Raw genomic sequence first — 19,278 nt, forward strand, 5'->3', positions numbered from 1 at the left:
TTGGAATACAAACGAAAATTGTGCCGAATCCATGCCGGATCGGCTCGAACAAGGGCGCGCCTAGTCGAATCGGGCCGGTTTGGCAAGTCCAAGCGCAGGCCCCAGGGCGGCTTTGCAGCGTGGCCCAACCCGGCTAAGGGGCGGCGATGACCATGCTTTCCCCGCTTGCCGCCACACTCAACGTTGCCCTTGGCGGGGCGGCCGGGGCCGTATTGCGATACCAGACCGGGCGCGGGATGACCGCGCTGCTCGGCCCACAGGCGATGACCGCCTTTCCCTGGGCCACGCTGGCCGTCAACGTCACCGGCAGCCTCGCCATGGGCCTGCTGATGGGCTGGCTGGCGCGCAATGGCCCCGACATGGGTCAGAGCGGCGACCAGTGGCGCCTGCTGATCGGGGTCGGCCTGCTCGGCGGGTTTACCACCTTTTCCAGCTTCAGCCTGGAAATGATGATGCTGATCGAACGCGGGCAGGCCTGGGCGGCGATGGCCTATGCGCTGGTCTCGGTCCTCGCCGGCCTCACCGGGCTCTATCTCGGCCTTATTGCGATGCGGGTGACGGCATGAGCGAGTCTGTCCGCCAGTTCACCATCGCGCCCGACGATGACGGCATCCGGCTGGACCGCTGGTTCAAGCGGCACCTGCCGCAGGTCGGCTTTGCCACGGTGTCGCGCTGGGCGCGGACCGGCCAGATCCGGGTCGACGGCGCACGGGCCAAGCCGGAAGATCGGCTCGAGGCGGGCCAGGTGCTGCGGGTTCCCCCCGGGGGCGAGCAGGCCGAGCGCGCGCCCCGCGCCCCCCGCGCCCTGAGCGAAGCCGATGTCGAACAGGCCCGCGCGATGGTGCTGCGCGAGACGCCGAGCGCGATCGTGCTCAACAAGCCGCCCGGCCTCGCGACGCAAGGCGGCAGCGGCACCCACCGGCACGTCGACGGCCTGCTCGATGCCTTCGTGGAAGGAGACGGGCCGCGCCCGCGCCTCGTCCACCGGCTTGACAAGGATACCTCGGGGGTCCTGCTGGTGGCCCGCACTCCGGGCAGCGCGGCAGCCTATTCCAAGCGGTTCGCCGGACGCAGTGCGAAGAAGGTCTACTGGGCGCTGGTGGTGGGCGTGCCGGACGTGCGCGAAGGAACCATCGACGCCCCGCTGGCCAAGCAGCCCGGCACCGGCGGCGAGAAGATGCACGTCGATCACGAAAACGGCCAGCCCGCCCTGACCCGCTACCGTGTGGTCGACAGCGCGGGCAAGCGCGCCGCCTGGGTCGAGCTGGAGCCCTTCACCGGCCGCACCCACCAGCTGCGCGTCCACCTGGCCGCGATGGGCCATCCGATTGTCGGTGACGGCAAGTATGGCGGGCAGGAAGCCTTCCTGACCGGCTCGATCAGCCGCAAGATGCACCTCCATGCCCGGCGTCTGGTGATCGGTGAACCCAGTGACGGAAAAGGGGGCGGCGGCACGCTCGACGTGACCGCCGATCTGCCCGAGCATTTCGCTGCCAGCATGGAGCAGCTCGGCTTCGATGAAGGGCTGAGCGATGCCGCGCCGCTGCGCGAAACGGAAGTGGCGCGCAGCCGCGAGGAAAAGAAGCAGATCGCCCGCACCCACGCCAAGCAGTATCGCAAGGCACGCAAGGGCGAGCGGCGCGGTCGCGGTGTACCCAAGGAACTCAAGCCCGGGGCGGCAACCGGCGCAGCGGCCAGGCCGAGACCGGCCGCGAAGGGCAAGCCCCCCCTGAAGTCGGCACCGAAATCTGCCCCGAAACCCGGGGCGAAAGCGCCCGCCCGGTCAGGGCCTAAGCCGGGGCCCAAACCCGCAGGCAAACCGGCCGCCCGGCCCCCCGCAAAACCCAAACCGGGGCCAAAGGCAGGTCCCAGAGAACGGCGCTGATGCACCCCAACCCGCAGTACCGCCACGATGACCGCGCCCTGCTTGAAACGCTGATCGACCAGATCGGCTTCGGCATGGTGTTCCTGACGACGCCGGATGGCCCGCGGGTGGCCCACACGCCGTTGCTCTCCACCGGCGACGGCGCGGTGCAGTTCCACCTCGCCCGGGCCAACGCCCTTGCGAAGCATCTCGACGGGGCGACCGCACTGGTCACCATCAACGGTCCGGACGCCTACGTCAGCCCGCGCTGGTATGCCCAGCGCGGCACGGTGCCGACCTGGGACTATGTCAGCCTGGAGCTGGAAGGCCGGGTGCGGCGGATGGACCAGGACGGGCTTGAGGCCCTGCTCCATACCCTGATTGAGAAGTACGAAACCGGTCTGGGCGGCGAAGGGTGGTCCGCCACGGAGACCCCGTCCGATATCTGGCGCAAGCTGCTGAGCGCCATCGCCGGTTACGAGATGGAAATCCTCGCCTGGCGGCCCACCCTGAAACTCTCGCAGAACAAGAGCGCGGACGACCGCGCGCGGATTATCGACGGGCTGGAGCAGGCTGGCTCCCCCGCGCTGGCGCACTTGATCCGGACACTGGCGCCATGACCGTCAGGCTCGCCGTGTTCGATTGCGACGGCACACTCGTGGATGGCCAGGCCGCAGTGTGCGAAGCGATGGAGGCAGCCTTTGCCTTTGCCCGCCTGCCCGGCCCGCCGCGCCCGCTGATCCGGCGCATCGTGGGCCTGAGCCTGCCGCAGGCGGTGCGCCACCTCGCCCCCGACGTGCCGGAAGACCTGCAACGGATGGTGGTGGAAGCCTACAAGGATTCGTTCCGCTCCGCCCGCACCGGCGGCACGCTGGAAGAGCCCCTGTTCGAGGGGATCGCCGAGCTGGTGGACCGTCTGGCCCAGTCGGGCTGGGCGCTGGGCGTGGCCACCGGCAAGTCCGACCGCGGGTTGAGCGCCTGCCTCGCCGGGCATGGCCTGCTCGATCGGTTCGTCACCCTGCAAACGGCGGACCGGCACCCTTCCAAGCCCCATCCCGCCATGCTCGAAGCGGCCCTGCATGAAGCGGGCGCCCTGCCCGGAGCGGCCGTCATGATTGGCGATACCAGTTTCGACATGGACATGGCCCGGGCTGCCGGGGTTCGCGCAATCGGGGTCGACTGGGGCTATCACCCGGCGGACGAGCTGGCCGCAGCCGGAGCCGAGGTGGTGGTATCGAGCGCCGCCCAACTGGGAGACTACCTGTCATGACCGACGATCACGCCCGCAACCGCTTCTTCGCAATCCAGCTGGTGCGGCTGGTGGGGGTGGCCATGGTGCTGGCCGGCCTCGCTGTCACCCAGGGTGCGCTCGACCTGCCGCAGTGGGTGGGCGGGCTGCTGCTGGTGTTCGGCCTGTTTGACGTGTTCTTCATGCCCCGCGTCCTTGCCAAGCGCTGGAAAAGCCCGGGCGCATGAAGCGGTTCTATCGCGAGGTAACCGTTGCCAGGGCCGATGGCGGCTGGCGCGTACTGCTGGACGGGCGCGCGATCCGTACCCCGCAGGGCGCGCCGCAGGTCGTTCCGACCGAGGCTCTGGCACAGGCCCTGGCGGAGGAATGGCGCGGGCAAGGCGATGACATTGACCCGGCCAGCCTGCCCTTTCGCGACATGGCCGATTACGCCATCGATGCAGTGCAGCCCGCAGCCCTGGCCCAGCAGCTGCTGCGATACGCCGAGACCGACACCCTTTGTTACCGGGCCGATCCGGACGAGCCGCTCTATCGCCGCCAGCAGGAAGTGTGGGAGCCTTTGCTGAAGGCGGTGGAGGCCCGGCTGGACGTCCGGATGGAGCGGGTCAGCGGCGTGCTCCACCGGCCGCAGCCGCCCGAAACCATGGCCGTGTTCGCCGCGCGTCTGGCCGCGATGGACCCGTTCACGCTGGCAGCGGTGCAGGCGATGGCCTCGCTTGCCGCCTCACTCTGCGTGGCACTGTCCGCGCTGGACCCGGAGGCTGACGTCGACACCCTGTGGCAGGCCGCCAGCCTGGAAGAGCTGTGGCAGGCCGAGCTGTGGGGCTGGGACGAACAGGCCGAAGCACGCCGGGTGCGGCGCGGCGGTGATTTCAGCGCAGCCGCCGCGTTCGCACGGCTTGCGCGGCTTCGTGGGGCATGAGGTTCTCGCGGCACCCGGCATAAAGCAGCAGGTTGGTGCCGCTGGCCCTGAGGCTTTGCCCCACTTCGTCAAGCCCGATTGCATCGCCCGGCCCCGGATTGGCCAGCGCATCGACATCGGGGGGCAGCAGGAAGGCGTAGCCGTCAGGCTCGATTCCGTGGCCCGTGGTGTAGATCAGCGCGCGATCATAGTTCGCGCTCGCTGCGGCAAATTCGGCCAGAGCCCCGCGGTATTCGGCAGCATTGGCAGGCACTGCCATGGCGACGGTATAGCCCGCGCCGCGCAGGGCGTTGGCCACCCGCATCGCATCGAACGCCGCACCGGGCAGCGAGGGCAGACCGGCAAGATCGCCGTAATCGGCAAACACCACCACCAGCGCCACAGCGTCTTCCGCAGGTGCCAGCCGCAGGGTCAGCTCGCCAAGCTGGCTGGCATCGGCAATCTGATAACCGCCGCTCAATTCGCCGGTGGTCACTTCAATGGCGAAGGCCCCGTCCTCACCCGCGTCGCCCAGTGCTGCGACGACCGCGCTGGCAAAAGGGTTGCCGCCAAACGGATCGGCATCGTAGGCGACCTCGCCTGCGCGGGTACCGTAGATCGTGACCGGTTCGGCCATGGCGGGCGAACCCGCCAGCGCGAACAGTGCTATCAGCCGCCAGACACCCATGCTGCTACCTCCCCTGCGACCTGGTTGGCCGCCTCGTTCAGGGCGCGGCCGACCGGTCCGGCCTCTGCCGCCACGCCCGGCACGACCGCCTCGAACCGCCGCGTCTGGACACTGTCGCCCGCCCCGGCACGGACCGCATCGTAGCGCACCACCACCGACGAGGTCCGCGCGTCATAGCCGAAGGCCCCCAGCGAGCCCTCGATCCGCGTAACAGCGCCAATGGCAGGCGTTTCGCCATCGGTCACCAGCCGGCCGGTCCGCGCCCTGACCGTTTCGGCCAGCAGACGCTGGAACAGCCGGGCGGGTTTCTCCACCCAGACGGCATCCTTGAGATAGGCGATTTCGGTGTCGTCGATCTGGACCGGGACCCGGGCCACGTCGAGGCTTTGCGGGGCGCCTGGCTCAAGGATCGCGATGGCGCTCGCCGGGTCGCCACTGGTCGCGCTGCCCGCCGGAGCCATGGCCGTGGCGGTGAGCGAGAGCAAGCTTGGCGGCGGCTCGCTGCCCAGGCTGATGCAGCCGGCCAGCGCCATGGCCAGCCCGCCTGCCAGAACGGCCTTCGATATGCGCGCCATTGCCTTTTGCCCTTTCATCGCCGCCCTCATGGCTCGTAATCCGGCAGTTTCTGCCCGCCCAGCAGACCGCCGGCGCCTTCACTCTCGATCCGCTCGGTCACCGCCCGCAGCGCCTTGCTGGTCGCTTCCAGATCCTTGATCATCGCCTCGGCCGCGGGGAGCGTGGTTTCCGCCAGCTGCCGGGTGGCAGGCCGGGCGTCTTCCAGCGTGGCCGAAAGCGACAGCGCTGCCTTGTTGGTCGCACTCAGCGTTTCACGCAGTTGGACGGCCAGCGCGGCGCCTTCCTGATTGATCAGCTGGTCGGTCGACTTGGTCGCCTGCTCGAACGCGTCAAGCGCCTCGCCCGCTTCGCGCAAGGTGGTCTGCAGCTCGGCCAGCGTGCCCTTCATCTGCGGCGTGGCCTCGGCCAGATCGGCGCTCATGCGGTTGGTGTTGCGCAGGATGCCGGTCAGTTCCGCCTGGTTCTCATCCGACAGCAGCCCGGTCAGCCGCTCAGTCAGCGTCGCCAGCCGTTCGAGCAGCAGTGGCGCATTGGCGAGGATCGCGTTGAACCCGCCCGCCTTGGGCGGGATGATCGGCACGCCTTCGGTGCAGGCGGTCGTTTCGCAGGTGATCGGCGGCTGGCCGCTGCGCGCGCCCTCCAGCAGGATGGTCGACCCGCCGGTGAACGAACCCTGGATGGTGGCGGTGGTGCCGACCAGGATCGGCACTTCCTTTTCCACTTCCACCCGCACGCGGACGAACTCCGGGTCTTCCGGGTAAAGCTCGATTTCCTTCACCTGACCCACCGGCACGCCGGAGAAAGACACCTGCGATCCCCGCGCCAGCCCGTCGACCGACTGCTTGAAGAAGATGTCGTAATCCTTGGTGCTGCCTTGCCCGAGCTGCGCCAGCCAGACGATCGCCGCCGCCAGCATGGCCAGCAGCGCCAGGGTGACGACGCCGACCCATACGTGGTTTGCCCGTGTTTCCATTGCCCTGCCTTATGCCCCGCCCGGTCCGGACTTGTCCAACGCTTTGCCTGCCTGTGTGTGCCCGCCCGGCTTGTGCCGTTCCTGCGAAGCGCGCGCCGCCCGGCCACGCGGACCGTTGAAATACTCGTCGATCCACGGGTGGTCGGTTTCGAGCAGTTCGGGGATCGTACCGACGGCAATCACCTTCTTGTCCGCCAGCACCGCCACCCGGTCACAGATTTCATAGAGCGTGTCGAGATCGTGGGTGATCAGGAACACCGTGAGGCCCAGCGTGGCTTTCAGTTCGCGGGTCAGGTGGTCAAAGGCGGCGGCCCCGATCGGGTCGAGCCCGGCGGTCGGCTCATCCAGGAACAGCAGCTCCGGATCGAGCGCCAGCGCCCGCGCCAGCCCGGCGCGCTTGCGCATCCCGCCCGAAAGCTCGGACGGAAACTTGTCGATCGCATCTTCCGGCAGGCCCGACAGCATGACCTTGTAACGGGCGATTTCCTTGAGCAGCCCGGCATCGATCTCCGGGTAGAACTGCTTGAGCGGAACCTCGACATTCTCGCCCACGGTGAGGGTGGAGAACAGCGCGCCGCCCTGAAACAGCACGCCCCAGCGGTTGCGCACGCCGAGGACTTCCTCCGGATCGCCGTCAGTCAGCGAGCGGCCGAACACCTCGATATGTCCTTCGTCCGGGATCTGGAGCCCGATGATCGAGCGCATGAGGACGGACTTGCCGGTGCCCGATCCGCCGACCACGCCGATAATCTCGCCCCGCCGCACCTTGAGGTCGAGCCCCTCGTGCACGGCGAAATCGCCGAACTTGTTGACCAGCCCCTGGACGACAATCGGGTACTCGCCGCGATAGCGGGCGTGGCGTTCGAGCCGGGCGGCGGCCTGTTCGCTCATCCCCAGCCCAGCTCGGTAAAGAACACCGCGAAGAACGCATCGAGCACGATCACCGCGAAGATGGCGGAAACCACCGCCAGCGTGGTGCGGCGGCCCACTTCTTCCGAGTTCCCCTTGACCTGCATCCCGTTGTAGCACCCCGCCAGCGCCACGATCAGGCCGAATACCGGCGCCTTGATCAGGCCGACCCACAGGTCATGCGTCGGCACGACTTCCTTGATCCGCTCAAGGAAGGTCAGGAACGGGATGCCCAGCATCACGTCGCCCACCACGGCCCCGCCGATGATGGCCACCACCGAGGCATAGAAGCCGAGCAGGATCATCATGAAGGTCGCGGCCAGGATGCGCGGGATCACCAGCGCCTCGATCGGCGAGATGCCGATGGTCCGCATGGCGTCGATTTCCTCGGTCAGCTTCATCGTGCCGAGCTGCGCGGCAAAAGCCGAGCCGGACCGGCCAGCGACCATGATCGCGGTCATCAGCACGCCCAGCTCGCGCAAGGTAATCCGCCCGACCAGGTTGACCGTGAGCGATTCGGCCCCGAACTGCTGCAACTGCACCGCGCCTTGCTGGGCAATCACGATCCCGATCAGGAAGCTCATCAGGCCGATGATCGGCAGGGAATCGACCCCGACCAGCTCAAGCTGGTGGACCAGCGCCTTGCCCCGGAAGCGCGAGGGATGCCGGATCAGCGATCCCCCCGCCACGATCACCTGGCCAAGAAACCCGACCACGCCGCGCACACCCGTGCCGAATTCGGTAATCGACTTGCCGATCCGGGCCGGGGTGCCTTCGATCAGCGAAGGGTGCAGCTGCACCTCGCTGTCCGGCTGCCCCAGCTTTTCGAGCGCGGCGATCAGCCGCATGGCCCGCTCGCTCCCGCCGGTCACCTCAGCGCCATGGTCGCTCGCCAGCGCCGAGATGACGTAGGCGCCGACCGTGTCGATCTCGCTCACCTCGGCAAGATCGATGGCCGGCACCGGATCGAGCGCGCGCAGATCATCGACCACGGCAGCAATTGTGGAAACCATGTAGGGGCCCGCGAGCACCAGCACCGAACCGGTGCCGCCGCGCTCCTCCAGCCGGTATGACGCGCCGTCGCTCATCGCCCGCACCTATGCGGACAAAAGGCAGATGGCACAAGCCGGTGTTCCACCCACGATTCCCCCATGTTGCGCCGCAGCGCGCGCGCTGGCATGGGCGCGTACTACGTTATTCAACGCGGTGCCGGCCGGCACCCGACGTGAGCATCAGCGAACAAACATCATGACCACAACGCTCGACAAGACATTCGATCCCGCGGCCATTGAGGCAAAATGGTATGCCCACTGGGAAACGCACGGCCTGTTCCGGCCCGATCGGCCCGATGCCGAGCCCTTCACCATCGTCTTGCCGCCGCCCAATGTGACGGGAAGCCTGCACATCGGCCACGCGCTCGACCACACCTTGATGGACGTGGTGATTCGGTATGAACGGCTGCGCGGCAAGGATGCCCTGTTCCTGCCTGGCATGGATCACGCCGGCATAGCCACCCAGATGGTGGTCGAACGCCAGATGGAGGCGCGCGGCGACAAGCGCACCAACTACACGCGCGAGGAATTCATCGCCAAAGTCTGGGAATGGAAGGCCGAATCCGGCGGCATGATCCTCGACCAGATGCGCCGGCTGGGCGAATCCGTGGCGTGGGATCTGGAAGCCTTCACCATGGACCCGCACTTCACCCGGGCGGTGACGAAAACCTTCGTCGATCTCCACGGCCGGGGGCTGATCTACCGCGACAAGCGGCTGGTCAACTGGGACGTCAAGCTCAAGACCGCGATCAGCGACCTCGAAGTGGAGACGCGCGAGGTCAAGGGCGGGTTCTGGCACTTCCGCTATCCGCTGGCTGACGGCGTCACCACCAGCGAGGGCAAGGACTATCTCGTCGTCGCCACCACCCGGCCCGAGACGATGCTGGCCGACATGGCAGTGGCGGTGAATCCGGCCGACGAACGGTATGCGAGCGTGGTCGGCAAGCATGTGATCCTGCCGCTGACCGGCCGGCGCATTCCGGTGGTGGCCGACGAGCACGCCGATCCGGAACTCGGCTCCGGCTGCGTCAAGATCACCCCGGGGCACGATTTCAACGACTTCGAGGTGGGCAAGCGCGCCGGGTTTGCGCCAGCCGCCATGCTCAACATGCTCGATGCCGATGGCAACGTCTGCCAGACCGCTGACGGCCTGGTGCCGGAAGAGTTCCTCGGCCTGCACCGCTTCCGGCGCGATGGTGTGGACGGCGCGCGCGAGCGGGTGGTCATGCGGATGAAGGAACACGGCTGCCTCATCCCCCACGTCGACAAGGACGGCGAAGAACACGACGCCGAGCCGCGCACGATCCAGACCCCGTTCGGGGACCGCGGCGGTGTGGTGATCGAACCCTGGCTGACCGACCAGTGGTATGTCGACGCGGAAAAGCTGGCGGTGAAGCCGATGGAGGCGGTCCGCAGCGGCGCGATCGAGATCGTGCCCAAGACCTGGGGAAAGACCTTCTTCAACTGGATGGACAACATCCAGCCGTGGTGCGTTTCCCGGCAATTGTGGTGGGGCCACCGGATTCCGGCGTGGTACGGCGACGATGGCAAGTGCTACGTCGCTGAAACTGCGGAAGCCGCACAAGCTCTGGCAGGCGCGGCGGTCACGCTGTGGCAGGACGAGGACGTGCTCGACACCTGGTTTTCCAGTGCCCTGTGGCCCTTCGCCACGCTGGGCTGGCCGGACAGCGATGCCCCGCTGCTGAACAAACACTTCCCCAACAGCCTGCTCATCTCCGGCTTCGACATCCTGTTCTTCTGGGATGCGCGGATGATGATGATGGGCCAGGCGATGACCGGGCAGAACCCGTGGCCGCGGCTCTACCTGCACGGGCTGGTGCGCGCGCCGGACGGGCAGAAGATGTCCAAGTCCAAGGGCAATGTGATCGATCCGCTCGGCCTGATCGACCAGTACGGGGCGGATGCGCTGCGGTTCTTCATGGCGGCGATGGAAAGCCAGGGCCGTGACATCAAGATGGATGAGAAGCGGGTCGAGGGATACCGCAACTTCGCCACCAAGCTGTGGAACGCGGCGCGGTTCTGCCAGTCGAACGGGATCGGTGCCTCGGCCAGCGTCAAGGCCCCGCCCGCGCGGCTTGCGGCAAACCAGTGGATCATTGGCGAGGTCGCTGCCTGCGTCACCGAGATCGAGCGCGCCATGGCGGATCTGCGCTTCGACGCGGCGGCTAACGCGATCTACCAGTTCACGTGGAGCAAGTTCTGCGACTGGTATCTGGAACTGATCAAGCCGGTCTTCGCCGGCGACGCGGACAGCCCGCCTGCCGTGGAAACCCGCGCCGTGGCCGGCTGGGCGCTCGACCAGATCCTCGTCATGCTCCACCCCTTCATGCCCTTCATCACCGAAGAGCTGTGGCACAAGCTGGGTGAGCGCCCCTACGAGCTGATCCTGGCGCAGTGGCCCGCTCCGGAAGCGGAAATCAGCAAGGAAGCAACCGACGCGATTGACTGGGTGATCGACCTCACCACCAACACCCGCAGCGCCAGGAACGAACTCGGCATTCCCCCGGGGGCCAAGCTGGCGGCCTATCTGGCCGCGCCATCTGATGTGGCGACGCGCACCATCGAGCGCTCGATCGCCGCGATTGAACGCCTCGCGCGCCTGACTCCGGTGACCATCGGTGAAGCCCCCGCCGGCCCCGCCATGCAGGTGACTGCGGGTGAGGACGTGTTCGTCATCCCGCTCGAAGGGATCGTCGACATCGCGGCCGAAAAGTCGCGGCTCGAAAAGGCGCTGGCGGCATCCGAGAAGGAAGCCAAGTCGCTAGGCGGCCGCCTCTCCAACCCCGCCTTCGCCGAAAAGGCCAAGCCCGAAGCGGTCGAAAAGGCCCGCGCCGATCTCGCCCATCATGCGGGCGAAGTCGAGCGGCTGACGGCAGCACTGGCGCGGCTGGGGTAGGCTAGACCGCCCTCGCCGCCGTTTGCACAGCGTGCCTAAATGTCCGCTTTCGGGTGTCGGTCGGCTGCGCGCAAATGGCTGCAAGTGGGTGGGTAGGCGAATGGCGGCTTTCCTAACTTCGTTGCGAGCCTCATTGGCTGGCTTGCCCCCTTGCGATCTGCCACCTCTCGCCATGCAGCTCATGCCCGGCAAAGCCGCCGTATGGCCGTGAGGTCTGCCAGGGTAAGCGTGCGATAGCTCAGGCGCACAATGCCGGCAGCCTCCCACTCCTTCAGCACCCGATTGACGGTTTGCCGCGATGCACCGAGCATATGAGCGGCCTCCTCCTGCGAGAAACGTAGCACTGGCGCATCGCCCGCCTTGCCGCCTGCATCGATCATTTGCACGATGATCCGCGCGAGGCGCTCAGGCAAAGGCAGCAGCACGGTGTCGTCCATCCGGCTCAGCACCGCCTTGTAACGCTGGCCCATCATGGCGAGGAACTGCCGTAGATAATCGGAGCGGTCGTCGATCAAGGCGTGCAGGGTGGCAGCGGGGACCATAAGCACGGTGCTGTCAACGGCGGCCACCGCATCATTGCCGCGCGGCTCGCAGGTGAACAGTGATGCCTCGCCGAACCAGTGCCCCGGCGTCACCAGACCCAGCACCGCTTCACGGCCGACAGGGCTGGTGACACTCAGGCGAATGATTCCGCGCTCGACGCAGAACAGCGCATCGGGCGGCGAGCCGCGGCCGTAAAGCGCTTCGCCTCGCGCTAGCACGCGCTGCCGCGCATGGCGGCGCAGTAGGGCATCGAGCTCCTCATCCAGTTTTCCCGGTTCGGCCAAGCACACCCTCCGCGCCGCCAGATCGTTGAAGCAACGGCCATGTGGTTACAACAAGCGGCGCACACGGCAAGAGCGCGACCCACTCACCCCGCTAGTGCAGCTTTCAAACTGTCCCGCCGCGCCTTGAACATCGGAATGTCGTCGTAGGGGATGTCGGGATTGGTGCCGTTCCCCAGATGATCGAGACGGCTTCTTACGATCGGCAGCTGTTCCGGGCTGGGGTAGATGTAGAACCGGTCTTCCTCGATCGCCTTGAAAGTGATCGCAGCCACCTCTTCGGGCGTCAGCGTGCCGTTGGCAAGATCCTTGGCGGAGATCGCCTGCGTGGCCAGCTGCGAGCGGGTCGGCCCGCTGTCATTGACCAGATCAGCGGGGCGGTTGCGGTGGCACTGGCTGATATTCGTGGACACATAAAACGGGCACAGCACCGCCGCCCGCACCTGCGGCCCGACCAGATCGAGATCGTGGTAGAGACATTCGGACAAAGCCAGCACCGCGTGCTTGGAAACGCTGTAGATGCCCATTCCCGGCGCGGTCACCAGACCCGCCATGGATGCGGTGTTCACGATGCAGCCTTCATAGCCCGGATCTGCAGCGGCTGCCGCGAGCATGCGCGGGGTAAAGCTGCGCACCCCGTTGGCGACGCCATCGACATTCACGCCGAACAGCCACTTCCAGTCCTTTTCGGTGCTTTCCCAGATCGGCCCGCCCGATGCGACACCGGCATTGTTGAACAGCAGGTTGGCCGGCCCGAAATGCTGTTCGGTCGCGACCGCCAGTGCCTCGACCGAAGCGGCACTGGTCACATCGGTCAACACGCCGATCGCCTCGGCGCCGCCTGCACGCAGGTCAGCAACGGCCTGCTCCATCGCTCCAGCCTCGACATCGGCGATCACCAACTTCATGCCGCGCCGCGCGGCCTCCTCGGCAATCGCCCTGCCAAGACCCGAAGCCCCGCCAGTGACCACGGCCACACCGCCCTTCAAGTTCTTCATCCTGCACTCCTTGCTTTTTTACTGATGGATGATGCGGGCGCGAGGTGCGCCGGTTTCATCAATGACTGTAGGCGAAAACCGGATCGGTGAGATCGATCGCAGGGATCGCCTCGCTTTCGTAGAAATAGTCCTGACTGTGCTGCCACTCAGGCGTGTCCCCGCGCCGGGGCAGCCGGTCGAGGCTGCGCAGCAGATAGCCGGGGTTCAGGTAATCGGTATCGACCCACGGCTTCAGTTCCATGCCCTGATCTTCGGGCCTGAGCACCGGCATCACGCTGCGCGCGCCGCTTTTGTGCATGTGATCGAGCAGCCGGCAGACGAAGCCCGCGACAAGATCAGCGCGCAAGGTCCAGCTGTAATGGCCATAGCCATAGACCCAAGCCATGTTGGGTATGCCGGTGAACATGATTCCGCGATAGGTTATGGTCTGCGCAAAGTTGACCGGCGCGCCGTCGATGCTGAACGGGATGTCGCCCATCACTGCCATATCGAACCCGGTGGCGGTGATCACCACGTCGGCATCGATCCGCTCGCCCGAATCAAGCACGATCCCGGTATCGTCGAAGGTGCTTATCGTATCTGTCACGACCGACGCCTTGCCCGCCGAAATGGCCTTGAACAGGTCACCGTCCGGCACAAACGCCACGCGCTGCTGCAAAGGGCGATAAGGCGGCGTGAAATGCCGTTCGACATCGAACCCTTGCGGAAGCAGCGCCTGAACACCGCCAATCAGCATCGCCTTCAGCTTGTCAGGCGATGAATGCGCGCGGTCGAGCAGATCGGCCCGGTCGCGCACCACCTTGCGCCGCATGATCTCGTGAACCCAGGTAGGGTCCACATCCAGCCTGCGCAATTCCTCGGCCAGCGCGTCAGCATTGCGGCCAGCGGCAAAATAGGTCGGCGTGCGTTGCAGCATGGTCACGTGCGCGCAGCGGTCGGCCAGCGCCGGGATCAGGGTTGCCGCGGTCGCACCCGAACCAATCACAGTTACGTTCTTACCCGCCAGATCGAGACCCTCTGGCCAGTGCTGGGGGTGGATGATCTGGCCCTTGAACCTGTCCATGCCCGGCCATTGGGGCGTGTAGCCTTTCTCATGCCGGTAGTAGCCCTGACACATCCACAAAAAGCTCGCCTCCATCTGCACGACATCGTCGGCCTCTTTGCGTTCGACCGTCAGCTGCCAGCTGGCGGTTTCGTTGGACCAGTTGGCGGACGTGACGCTGTGGCCATATCGGATGAAGGGACCAAGGCCCGCATCGGCAATCGCATCACCCAGATAGTCGAGGATCTGATCGCGCGAGGCGATCGGCTGCCCGGTCCACGGCTTGAAGCCGTAGCCGAAGGTGAACAGGTCGCTATCTGACCGGGTGCCGGGATATTTGTGGATCAGCCAGGTGCCGCCATGGCCCTCAAGCGCTTCGAGAATGGCAAAGCTCAGATCCGGGCAATGCTTGCGCAGGAGGGTCGCGCTGCCGATCCCGGAAATGCCCGCGCCGACGATGATCACATCGAACTTTTCGGGTTGCTGCGTGCCTGCTGCGATATTCTGCCGATCCGACACCATCTGCCTCTCCACTCCTTTGGGGCGCGGCCTGTCCCCAGCCTGGCGGCGTGCTAGACCGAGCTAGCAGGCAAGACTGTCGCCTTTGGGCATTCTATCGGATTGCGAGCTATCCTCCCCTCTAGGTGGGCAAATCAGAAGCGGATGTTATTGCCGCTTTGGGGTCGATACCCGAACGGCAGGTTTTTTCGCGAACAGCACCGAAGCTGCCGTGCCTGCGGCTTGTTCTGGCAATTTTCCTACTGCCGGAAATCGTGCCATAGGCCGTGCACAATGTGCGCCCATGATCACCTGAACTGCACCCACCCCCCTGTCCGTCCGCATGTCTGGTCGGGCAGTAGCCCTATGGTAAAACAGGATTTTTCTGCATTGATTGAAGGTGACAGGGTGTCACCTTTGTCACCTTGTCCGGGTCAATATCCATGAACCTCACCCTCGCCACCGACGACACCGGCGGGCCGGAGATTTTCGCGAGCCTTCAGGGCGAAGGGCCAAGCGCCGGAATACCGGTCGCCTTCGTGCGCCTGTCGCGCTGCAACCTTGCCTGCACCTGGTGTGACACGGCCTATACGTGGCGGTTCGAGGGCGACAATCGCCCGCATCGTCACGGGGTGGCCTATGACCGCAAGGCCAATCAGGTGACGCTCTCGCCCGCCGAAACGGCGGAGCGCATTGCGGCGCTGGGCCAGAACCGCCTCGTCGTCACCGGGGGCGAACCGCTGCTTCAGGCAGGCGCGCTGGCGGAGATGTTGGCGCATCTGCCGGACATGAGCGTGGAGATCGAGACCAACGGCACCGTCGCCCCGCCCGCGCCGCTGGATGTGCGGGTCGATCAGTACAATGTCAGCCCGAAGCTTGCCCATAGCGGCAACCCCGCCGATCTGGCGCTGGTCCCCGAACGGCTCGATGCATGGGCGACCGATGCCCGCGCCTTCCTCAAGTTCGTGATTGCCGAGCCCGCCGACCTCGACGAGGTACTGGCGCTGCAAGCCCGCTACCGCTTCCCGGCGGCGCGGGTGTTCCTGATGGCCGAGGGCACCGACAGCGCCACCCTGCGCGCGCGCCAGCAATGGCTCAGCGGGCTATGCCTTGAACACGGCTTCCGCCTCAGCGACCGGCTCCACATCCACCTCTACGGCGATACGCGGGGGACGTGATGACGGCGCTGCGCCAGCACCCGGGCGGCAGGCCCGCAAGCGCAGCGAAGGGAACAGCGCCGAGGACGCTCCGGTGCAGGCCGGAGCGCAAAACCAATCAGTTCCCCTGCGTGCGCCAGCGCTGGACGATGCGGTGGACCTGCTCCTCCTCGCCGCCGGACTGGTTCCACAGCTGGACGAAGCTCGGGTCTTCCGAGGCCGGGCGCTTCATCTCTTCAAGGTTGTCGAAGCTGACCCGGATCGGGATCGCCACGCCCTCGCCGCAGATGATGCATTCGCGGTTGCGCAGGGCGGGGATCGAATCGAGGAAGCCACGCGCGCCTTCCGGCATGGCGGCTTTGACGAAGGCCTGGTCGCGGTCGTTGTTGAGGCGCATCGAGATGATCGTGCCGCACTGGCTGAGCACGCCTTCGGCCAGATCGCTCGGCCGCTGGGTGATCAGGCCGAGCGAAATGCCGTACTTGCGGCCTTCCTTGGCAATCCGGCTGAGGATGCGCCCGACGCTGGAGCCATCGGCGTTCTTCTCGTTCGGCACGTACCGGTGCGCTTCCTCGCACACCAGCAGGATCGGCCGGGTCTGCTCCTCGCGGCCCCAGATGGCGAAGTCGAAGGTCAGGCGGCTGAGCACCGCGACCACCGTGCTGGTGATGTCCGACGGCACGCCCGAGACATCGATGATGCAGATCGGCTTGCCGTCGCCGGGCATGCGGAAGATGCGGCTGATGAAGTCCGCCATCGTATCGCCCACCAGCATGCCGGAGAACATGAACTGGTAGCGCGGGTCGGACTTGAGCTCGTCGAGCTTGCTCCGGATCCGCATGAACGGCGCGGTGTTGGTCGCCTTGTCGAGCTTGCCCATCTCGTTCTGGAGCTCGTTGGCGAGGTCGGACAGGAGGTAGGGGATCGGGCTGTCGACCGTGATCTTGCCGATGGTTTCCGACAGGCGGTTCTTCTGCCGCGCGCGCAGCAGGCACTTGGCCAGGATGTCGGCATCGATCTGCCGGTCATTGCCGCGCGCGGTCAGCAGGACTTCGCAGTGCTCCTCGAAGTTCATCAGCCAGTAGGGCATCGACAGGTTGGAGACGTCGAGGATCAGCCCGTTGGTCTTGAACGCGGCGGAGTATTCGCCGTGTGGATCGATCATCAGGATGTGGCCTTCGGGCGCGGCCTCGCAGATCCGGTGCAGGATCAGGGCCGCGCTGGTCGACTTGCCGGTGCCGGTCGAGCCGAGCAGGGCGAAGTGCTTGCCGAGCATGGCGTCAATATAGATGCCGGCCCGGATGTCCTTGGTCGGGTATACCGTGCCGACCTGGATGTTGGAGCGGCCGTCGCTGGCGTAGATGTGGCGCAGGTCGTTGGTCGTCGCCGGGTAGATCAGCGCCCCGGGAACCGGGTAGCGGGTCACGCCGCGGCGGAACCCGTGGATCCTGCCGGTCAGCTTCTCCTCGTTGCCTTCACCGAGAAAGTCGATGTTGGCGAGGATACCGCCGGCGCGGCGGTCCTGCCGCTGGTTGCGCACGCTGGCGAGCAGCCAGGCGTTGCCGACCCGGATCTTGATCTGGCTGCCGACCTGGCCGGCCAGTGCAATCGAGGGGTCCTCGTCCGCCATGCATTCGTTGAGGCGTTCCAGATCGAGCGCGATCTGCGAGCCCGAGCCGGCAATCTCCAGCACCACCCCGATCGGCTTTCCTGCATTGTCGGCCGGGGTTGCGCGGGCCGCACCCGGAGCGGTGCGGGATGCCGGTTCACGCCCGGGTTCACGGCCCGGTTCACGGCCCGGTTCACGTGGCGTGCTGCCGGCGTGGTCCGCTGCCCGCCGGTCGAAATTGTGGCTACCCATATCGGTCATGTGCGACCCGTCCCCTGTTCCGATGTGCAGCGGGCGTAGGTCAAAGGCGGTTAAGATCGCGTCAACGCTGGCCCCATCTGCCTGTCAAACAAGGGCAAACAGCCGCCCCGCCATCCATCCCATGCCAACCGACATCAGCACCGCCAGCAAGCCATAGAGCAGGGCCTGCTGCTGCGAGAAGACCTCGATGAAGCGTTCGAACCCGACCTTGCGCACCTCCACCTCGGCAATTGCGGAGGCGATCACCCGGCCCCGGGTAATGGCAAAGGTTTCAGCGGTGTAGGTTCCGGTCTGGACTGTCGAGGGCAGCGTGATCCGCGCCTGGTAGAGCACCTGTTCGCTGATCTGCACCCCGGCCATGTCCTGCTTGTAGAGGCCTTGCCGGGTGCGCAGGTCGACCAGCCCGGCGGCAAAGCGCTGCTGCTCTTCGAGCTCCAGCAAGCCGGTCGGCGACAGCTGGATGAATTCGGTGCCCAGTTCGTAAATCGCCGCAGTGCGCTCGTCGACGATCTCGCTGACCGGAGCGGACGAGGACACCGCAAAGAACGACGGGGCCGAGCGGAAGGCCGTGCTGTCAGCGTTGATCCAGATGCCCGCAACCCGCTGCTTCTCGCGCACCTGCACGGGCACGGTCGGTCCTTTGAGCACCACCACGATTTCATAATCCTCGCCCGCCCGGCGGCCACCGGGATCGAGAATCGCGCCGAACAGCAGCAGCTCGGTCCCGGTAAAGCCCTGGCGCACCTGCACTTCGTGCTGCGACACTTCGGGCACCAGGATCGGATCGCGCTGGGCCGACAGCATCAGCAGGGCAACCAGGAGGAACAGCCGTTTCACAGGTTGAGCACCGTGAAAATCTCTTCCGGCTGGTAGAACAGCCCGAGGAACATGCGCGCCGCCACCAGCAGCACGATGGCCGCCAGCACCAGCCGAAGCAGCTCCGGCTTGGCCTTCTGCGCCAGCTGGGTGCCATATTGCGCCCCGGTGACCGAACCCAACAGCAGCAGCGCCACCAGCACCAGATCGACCGCCTTGGTCGTAAGCGCGTGGACCATGGTGGTCGCCATGGTTACGAACAGGATGTTGAACAGCGAGGTGCCGACGACCACGCTGGCGCTCATGCCCAGGATGTAGAGCATTGCCGGCACCAGAATGAAGCCGCCGCCCACCCCCATCAGCATGGTCAGAATGCCGACCATGACCCCGAGCAGGACCGGCGCCAGCGGCGAGATGTAGAGGCCCGAGCGATAGAACCGCCAGCGCATCGGCAGCGCGGCGATCAGCGGATGATGGCGGCGCTTGCGGGCCTGCGACGCTTCACTGGTCTGGCGCTTGCGGATGGTGTCGATCGCCTCGCGCAGCATGATGGTGCCGATCGACCCCAGCATCACGACATAGAGTACGCTGATGACCACATCGATCTGGCCGACCGACTGGAAGAAACGGAACAGGAGCGAGCCGATCCCCGCGCCGAACACCCCGCCGACGATGGTCAGCCCGCCCATGCGGTAATCGACCCCGTTGCGGCGACGGTGCGCAAGCACCCCCGAGACGCTGGCGCCGGTCACCTGAGTAGAGGCAGAAGCAGCCGCAACCGTTGGCGGCACGCCGTAGAAGATCAGCAAGGGCGTGGTCAGAAACCCGCCGCCGACCCCGAACAGACCCGAAAGAACGCCGGTCAGCGCACCAAGCGCGACGATAACCAGCCCGTTGACCGAAAGATTGGCAATGGGAAGGTAGACGTCCATCTGCCTGCCCTA

General features: G+C 66.2%; 19 protein-coding genes. 8 read left to right on the forward strand and 11 right to left on the reverse strand.

Annotated features, from left to right (window positions below; translation table 11 throughout):
- Positions 1–146: 146 nt before the first annotated feature.
- From crcB to U4960_RS14750, 6 genes are read left to right on the forward strand one after another with little or no spacing between them, the layout of a single operon-like run.
- Positions 147–566, forward strand: a complete 420-nt coding sequence (gene crcB, locus U4960_RS14725; protein WP_324261363.1) for a fluoride efflux transporter CrcB — start codon at positions 147–149, stop codon at positions 564–566.
- Positions 563–1,885 (forward strand): RluA family pseudouridine synthase, encoded by a 1,323-nt coding sequence (locus U4960_RS14730; RefSeq protein WP_324261364.1) that lies wholly within the window; start codon positions 563–565, stop codon positions 1,883–1,885. The genes crcB and U4960_RS14730 overlap by 4 nt, the downstream gene beginning before the upstream one ends.
- Positions 1,885–2,484, forward strand: a complete 600-nt coding sequence (locus tag U4960_RS14735) for an FMN-binding negative transcriptional regulator (protein WP_324261365.1) — start codon at positions 1,885–1,887, stop codon at positions 2,482–2,484. Before U4960_RS14730 ends, U4960_RS14735 begins: the two co-directional genes overlap by 1 nt.
- On the forward strand, positions 2,481–3,134 hold the full coding sequence (locus tag U4960_RS14740) for an HAD-IA family hydrolase (protein WP_324261366.1): 654 nt from the start codon (positions 2,481–2,483) through the stop codon (positions 3,132–3,134). Before U4960_RS14735 ends, U4960_RS14740 begins: the two co-directional genes overlap by 4 nt.
- Positions 3,131–3,340: a hypothetical protein gene (locus U4960_RS14745; RefSeq protein WP_324261367.1), complete on the forward strand. Its 210-nt coding sequence runs from the start codon at positions 3,131–3,133 to the stop codon at positions 3,338–3,340. Before U4960_RS14740 ends, U4960_RS14745 begins: the two co-directional genes overlap by 4 nt.
- Positions 3,337–4,035, forward strand: a complete 699-nt coding sequence (locus tag U4960_RS14750; protein ID WP_324261368.1) for an ATP12 family chaperone protein — start codon at positions 3,337–3,339, stop codon at positions 4,033–4,035. Before U4960_RS14745 ends, U4960_RS14750 begins: the two co-directional genes overlap by 4 nt.
- Here the strand turns inward: U4960_RS14750 and U4960_RS14755 are convergent.
- Genes U4960_RS14755 through U4960_RS14775 form a run of 5 tightly spaced genes read right to left on the reverse strand, consistent with a single transcriptional unit; the run spans position 3,986 to position 8,248 of the window.
- Positions 3,986–4,702, reverse strand: coding sequence for a caspase family protein (locus U4960_RS14755; RefSeq protein WP_324261369.1), 717 nt, complete (start codon positions 4,700–4,702; stop codon positions 3,986–3,988). The two genes, U4960_RS14750 and U4960_RS14755, sit on opposite strands and share 50 nt — an antisense overlap.
- On the reverse strand, positions 4,684–5,277 hold the full coding sequence (locus tag U4960_RS14760; protein ID WP_324261370.1) for an ABC-type transport auxiliary lipoprotein family protein: 594 nt from the start codon (positions 5,275–5,277) through the stop codon (positions 4,684–4,686). The genes U4960_RS14755 and U4960_RS14760 overlap by 19 nt, the downstream gene beginning before the upstream one ends.
- 26 nt (positions 5,278–5,303) lie before the next feature.
- Positions 5,304–6,251 (reverse strand): MlaD family protein, encoded by a 948-nt coding sequence (locus U4960_RS14765; RefSeq protein ID WP_324261371.1) that lies wholly within the window; start codon positions 6,249–6,251, stop codon positions 5,304–5,306.
- Between the two features lie 9 nt (positions 6,252–6,260).
- Positions 6,261–7,142 (reverse strand): ABC transporter ATP-binding protein, encoded by an 882-nt coding sequence (locus tag U4960_RS14770; protein ID WP_324261372.1) that lies wholly within the window; start codon positions 7,140–7,142, stop codon positions 6,261–6,263.
- Positions 7,139–8,248, reverse strand: coding sequence for an MlaE family ABC transporter permease (locus U4960_RS14775; RefSeq protein ID WP_324261373.1), 1,110 nt, complete (start codon positions 8,246–8,248; stop codon positions 7,139–7,141). The genes U4960_RS14770 and U4960_RS14775 overlap by 4 nt, the downstream gene beginning before the upstream one ends.
- A 160-nt stretch (positions 8,249–8,408) precedes the next feature.
- Between U4960_RS14775 and U4960_RS14780 the strand changes: the two genes are divergently transcribed.
- On the forward strand, positions 8,409–11,129 hold the full coding sequence (locus U4960_RS14780) for a valine--tRNA ligase (protein WP_324261374.1): 2,721 nt from the start codon (positions 8,409–8,411) through the stop codon (positions 11,127–11,129).
- A gap of 179 nt (positions 11,130–11,308) precedes the next feature.
- Here U4960_RS14780 and U4960_RS14785 read toward each other — a convergent pair whose 3' ends face one another.
- From U4960_RS14785 to U4960_RS14795, 3 genes are all read right to left on the reverse strand, one after another.
- Positions 11,309–11,962, reverse strand: coding sequence for a Crp/Fnr family transcriptional regulator (locus U4960_RS14785; RefSeq protein WP_324261375.1), 654 nt, complete (start codon positions 11,960–11,962; stop codon positions 11,309–11,311).
- A 77-nt stretch (positions 11,963–12,039) separates the two neighbouring features.
- Positions 12,040–12,951: an SDR family oxidoreductase gene (locus tag U4960_RS14790; protein ID WP_069050842.1), complete on the reverse strand. Its 912-nt coding sequence runs from the start codon at positions 12,949–12,951 to the stop codon at positions 12,040–12,042.
- Positions 12,952–13,009: 58 nt separating this feature from the next.
- Positions 13,010–14,515 carry a flavin-containing monooxygenase gene (locus U4960_RS14795; protein ID WP_324261376.1) on the reverse strand — a complete coding sequence of 502 codons (1,506 nt, stop codon included), beginning with the start codon at positions 14,513–14,515 and terminating at the stop codon, positions 13,010–13,012.
- A 419-nt stretch (positions 14,516–14,934) separates the two neighbouring features.
- Between U4960_RS14795 and U4960_RS14800 the strand changes: the two genes are divergently transcribed.
- Entirely contained in the window at positions 14,935–15,669 is a 735-nt protein-coding gene (locus tag U4960_RS14800) for a 7-carboxy-7-deazaguanine synthase QueE (protein WP_324261377.1), read from the forward strand.
- Between the two features lie 97 nt (positions 15,670–15,766).
- Here the strand turns inward: U4960_RS14800 and U4960_RS14805 are convergent, their stop codons facing one another.
- The 3 genes from U4960_RS14805 to U4960_RS14815 form a co-directional block, all read right to left on the reverse strand.
- Positions 15,767–17,518 (reverse strand): ATP-binding protein, encoded by a 1,752-nt coding sequence (locus tag U4960_RS14805; protein WP_324261378.1) that lies wholly within the window; start codon positions 17,516–17,518, stop codon positions 15,767–15,769.
- 84 nt (positions 17,519–17,602) lie between these two features.
- Positions 17,603–18,322 (reverse strand): TIGR02186 family protein, encoded by a 720-nt coding sequence (locus U4960_RS14810; protein ID WP_324263125.1) that lies wholly within the window; start codon positions 18,320–18,322, stop codon positions 17,603–17,605.
- Positions 18,323–18,351: 29 nt separating this feature from the next.
- Positions 18,352–19,266 carry a sulfite exporter TauE/SafE family protein gene (locus U4960_RS14815; RefSeq protein ID WP_324261379.1) on the reverse strand — a complete coding sequence of 305 codons (915 nt, stop codon included), beginning with the start codon at positions 19,264–19,266 and terminating at the stop codon, positions 18,352–18,354.
- Positions 19,267–19,278 lie beyond the last annotated feature (12 nt).

The sequence above is a fragment of the Altererythrobacter sp. H2 genome (genome assembly GCF_035319885.1).
In the GTDB taxonomy this organism is placed as follows: domain Bacteria; phylum Pseudomonadota; class Alphaproteobacteria; order Sphingomonadales; family Sphingomonadaceae; genus 34-65-8.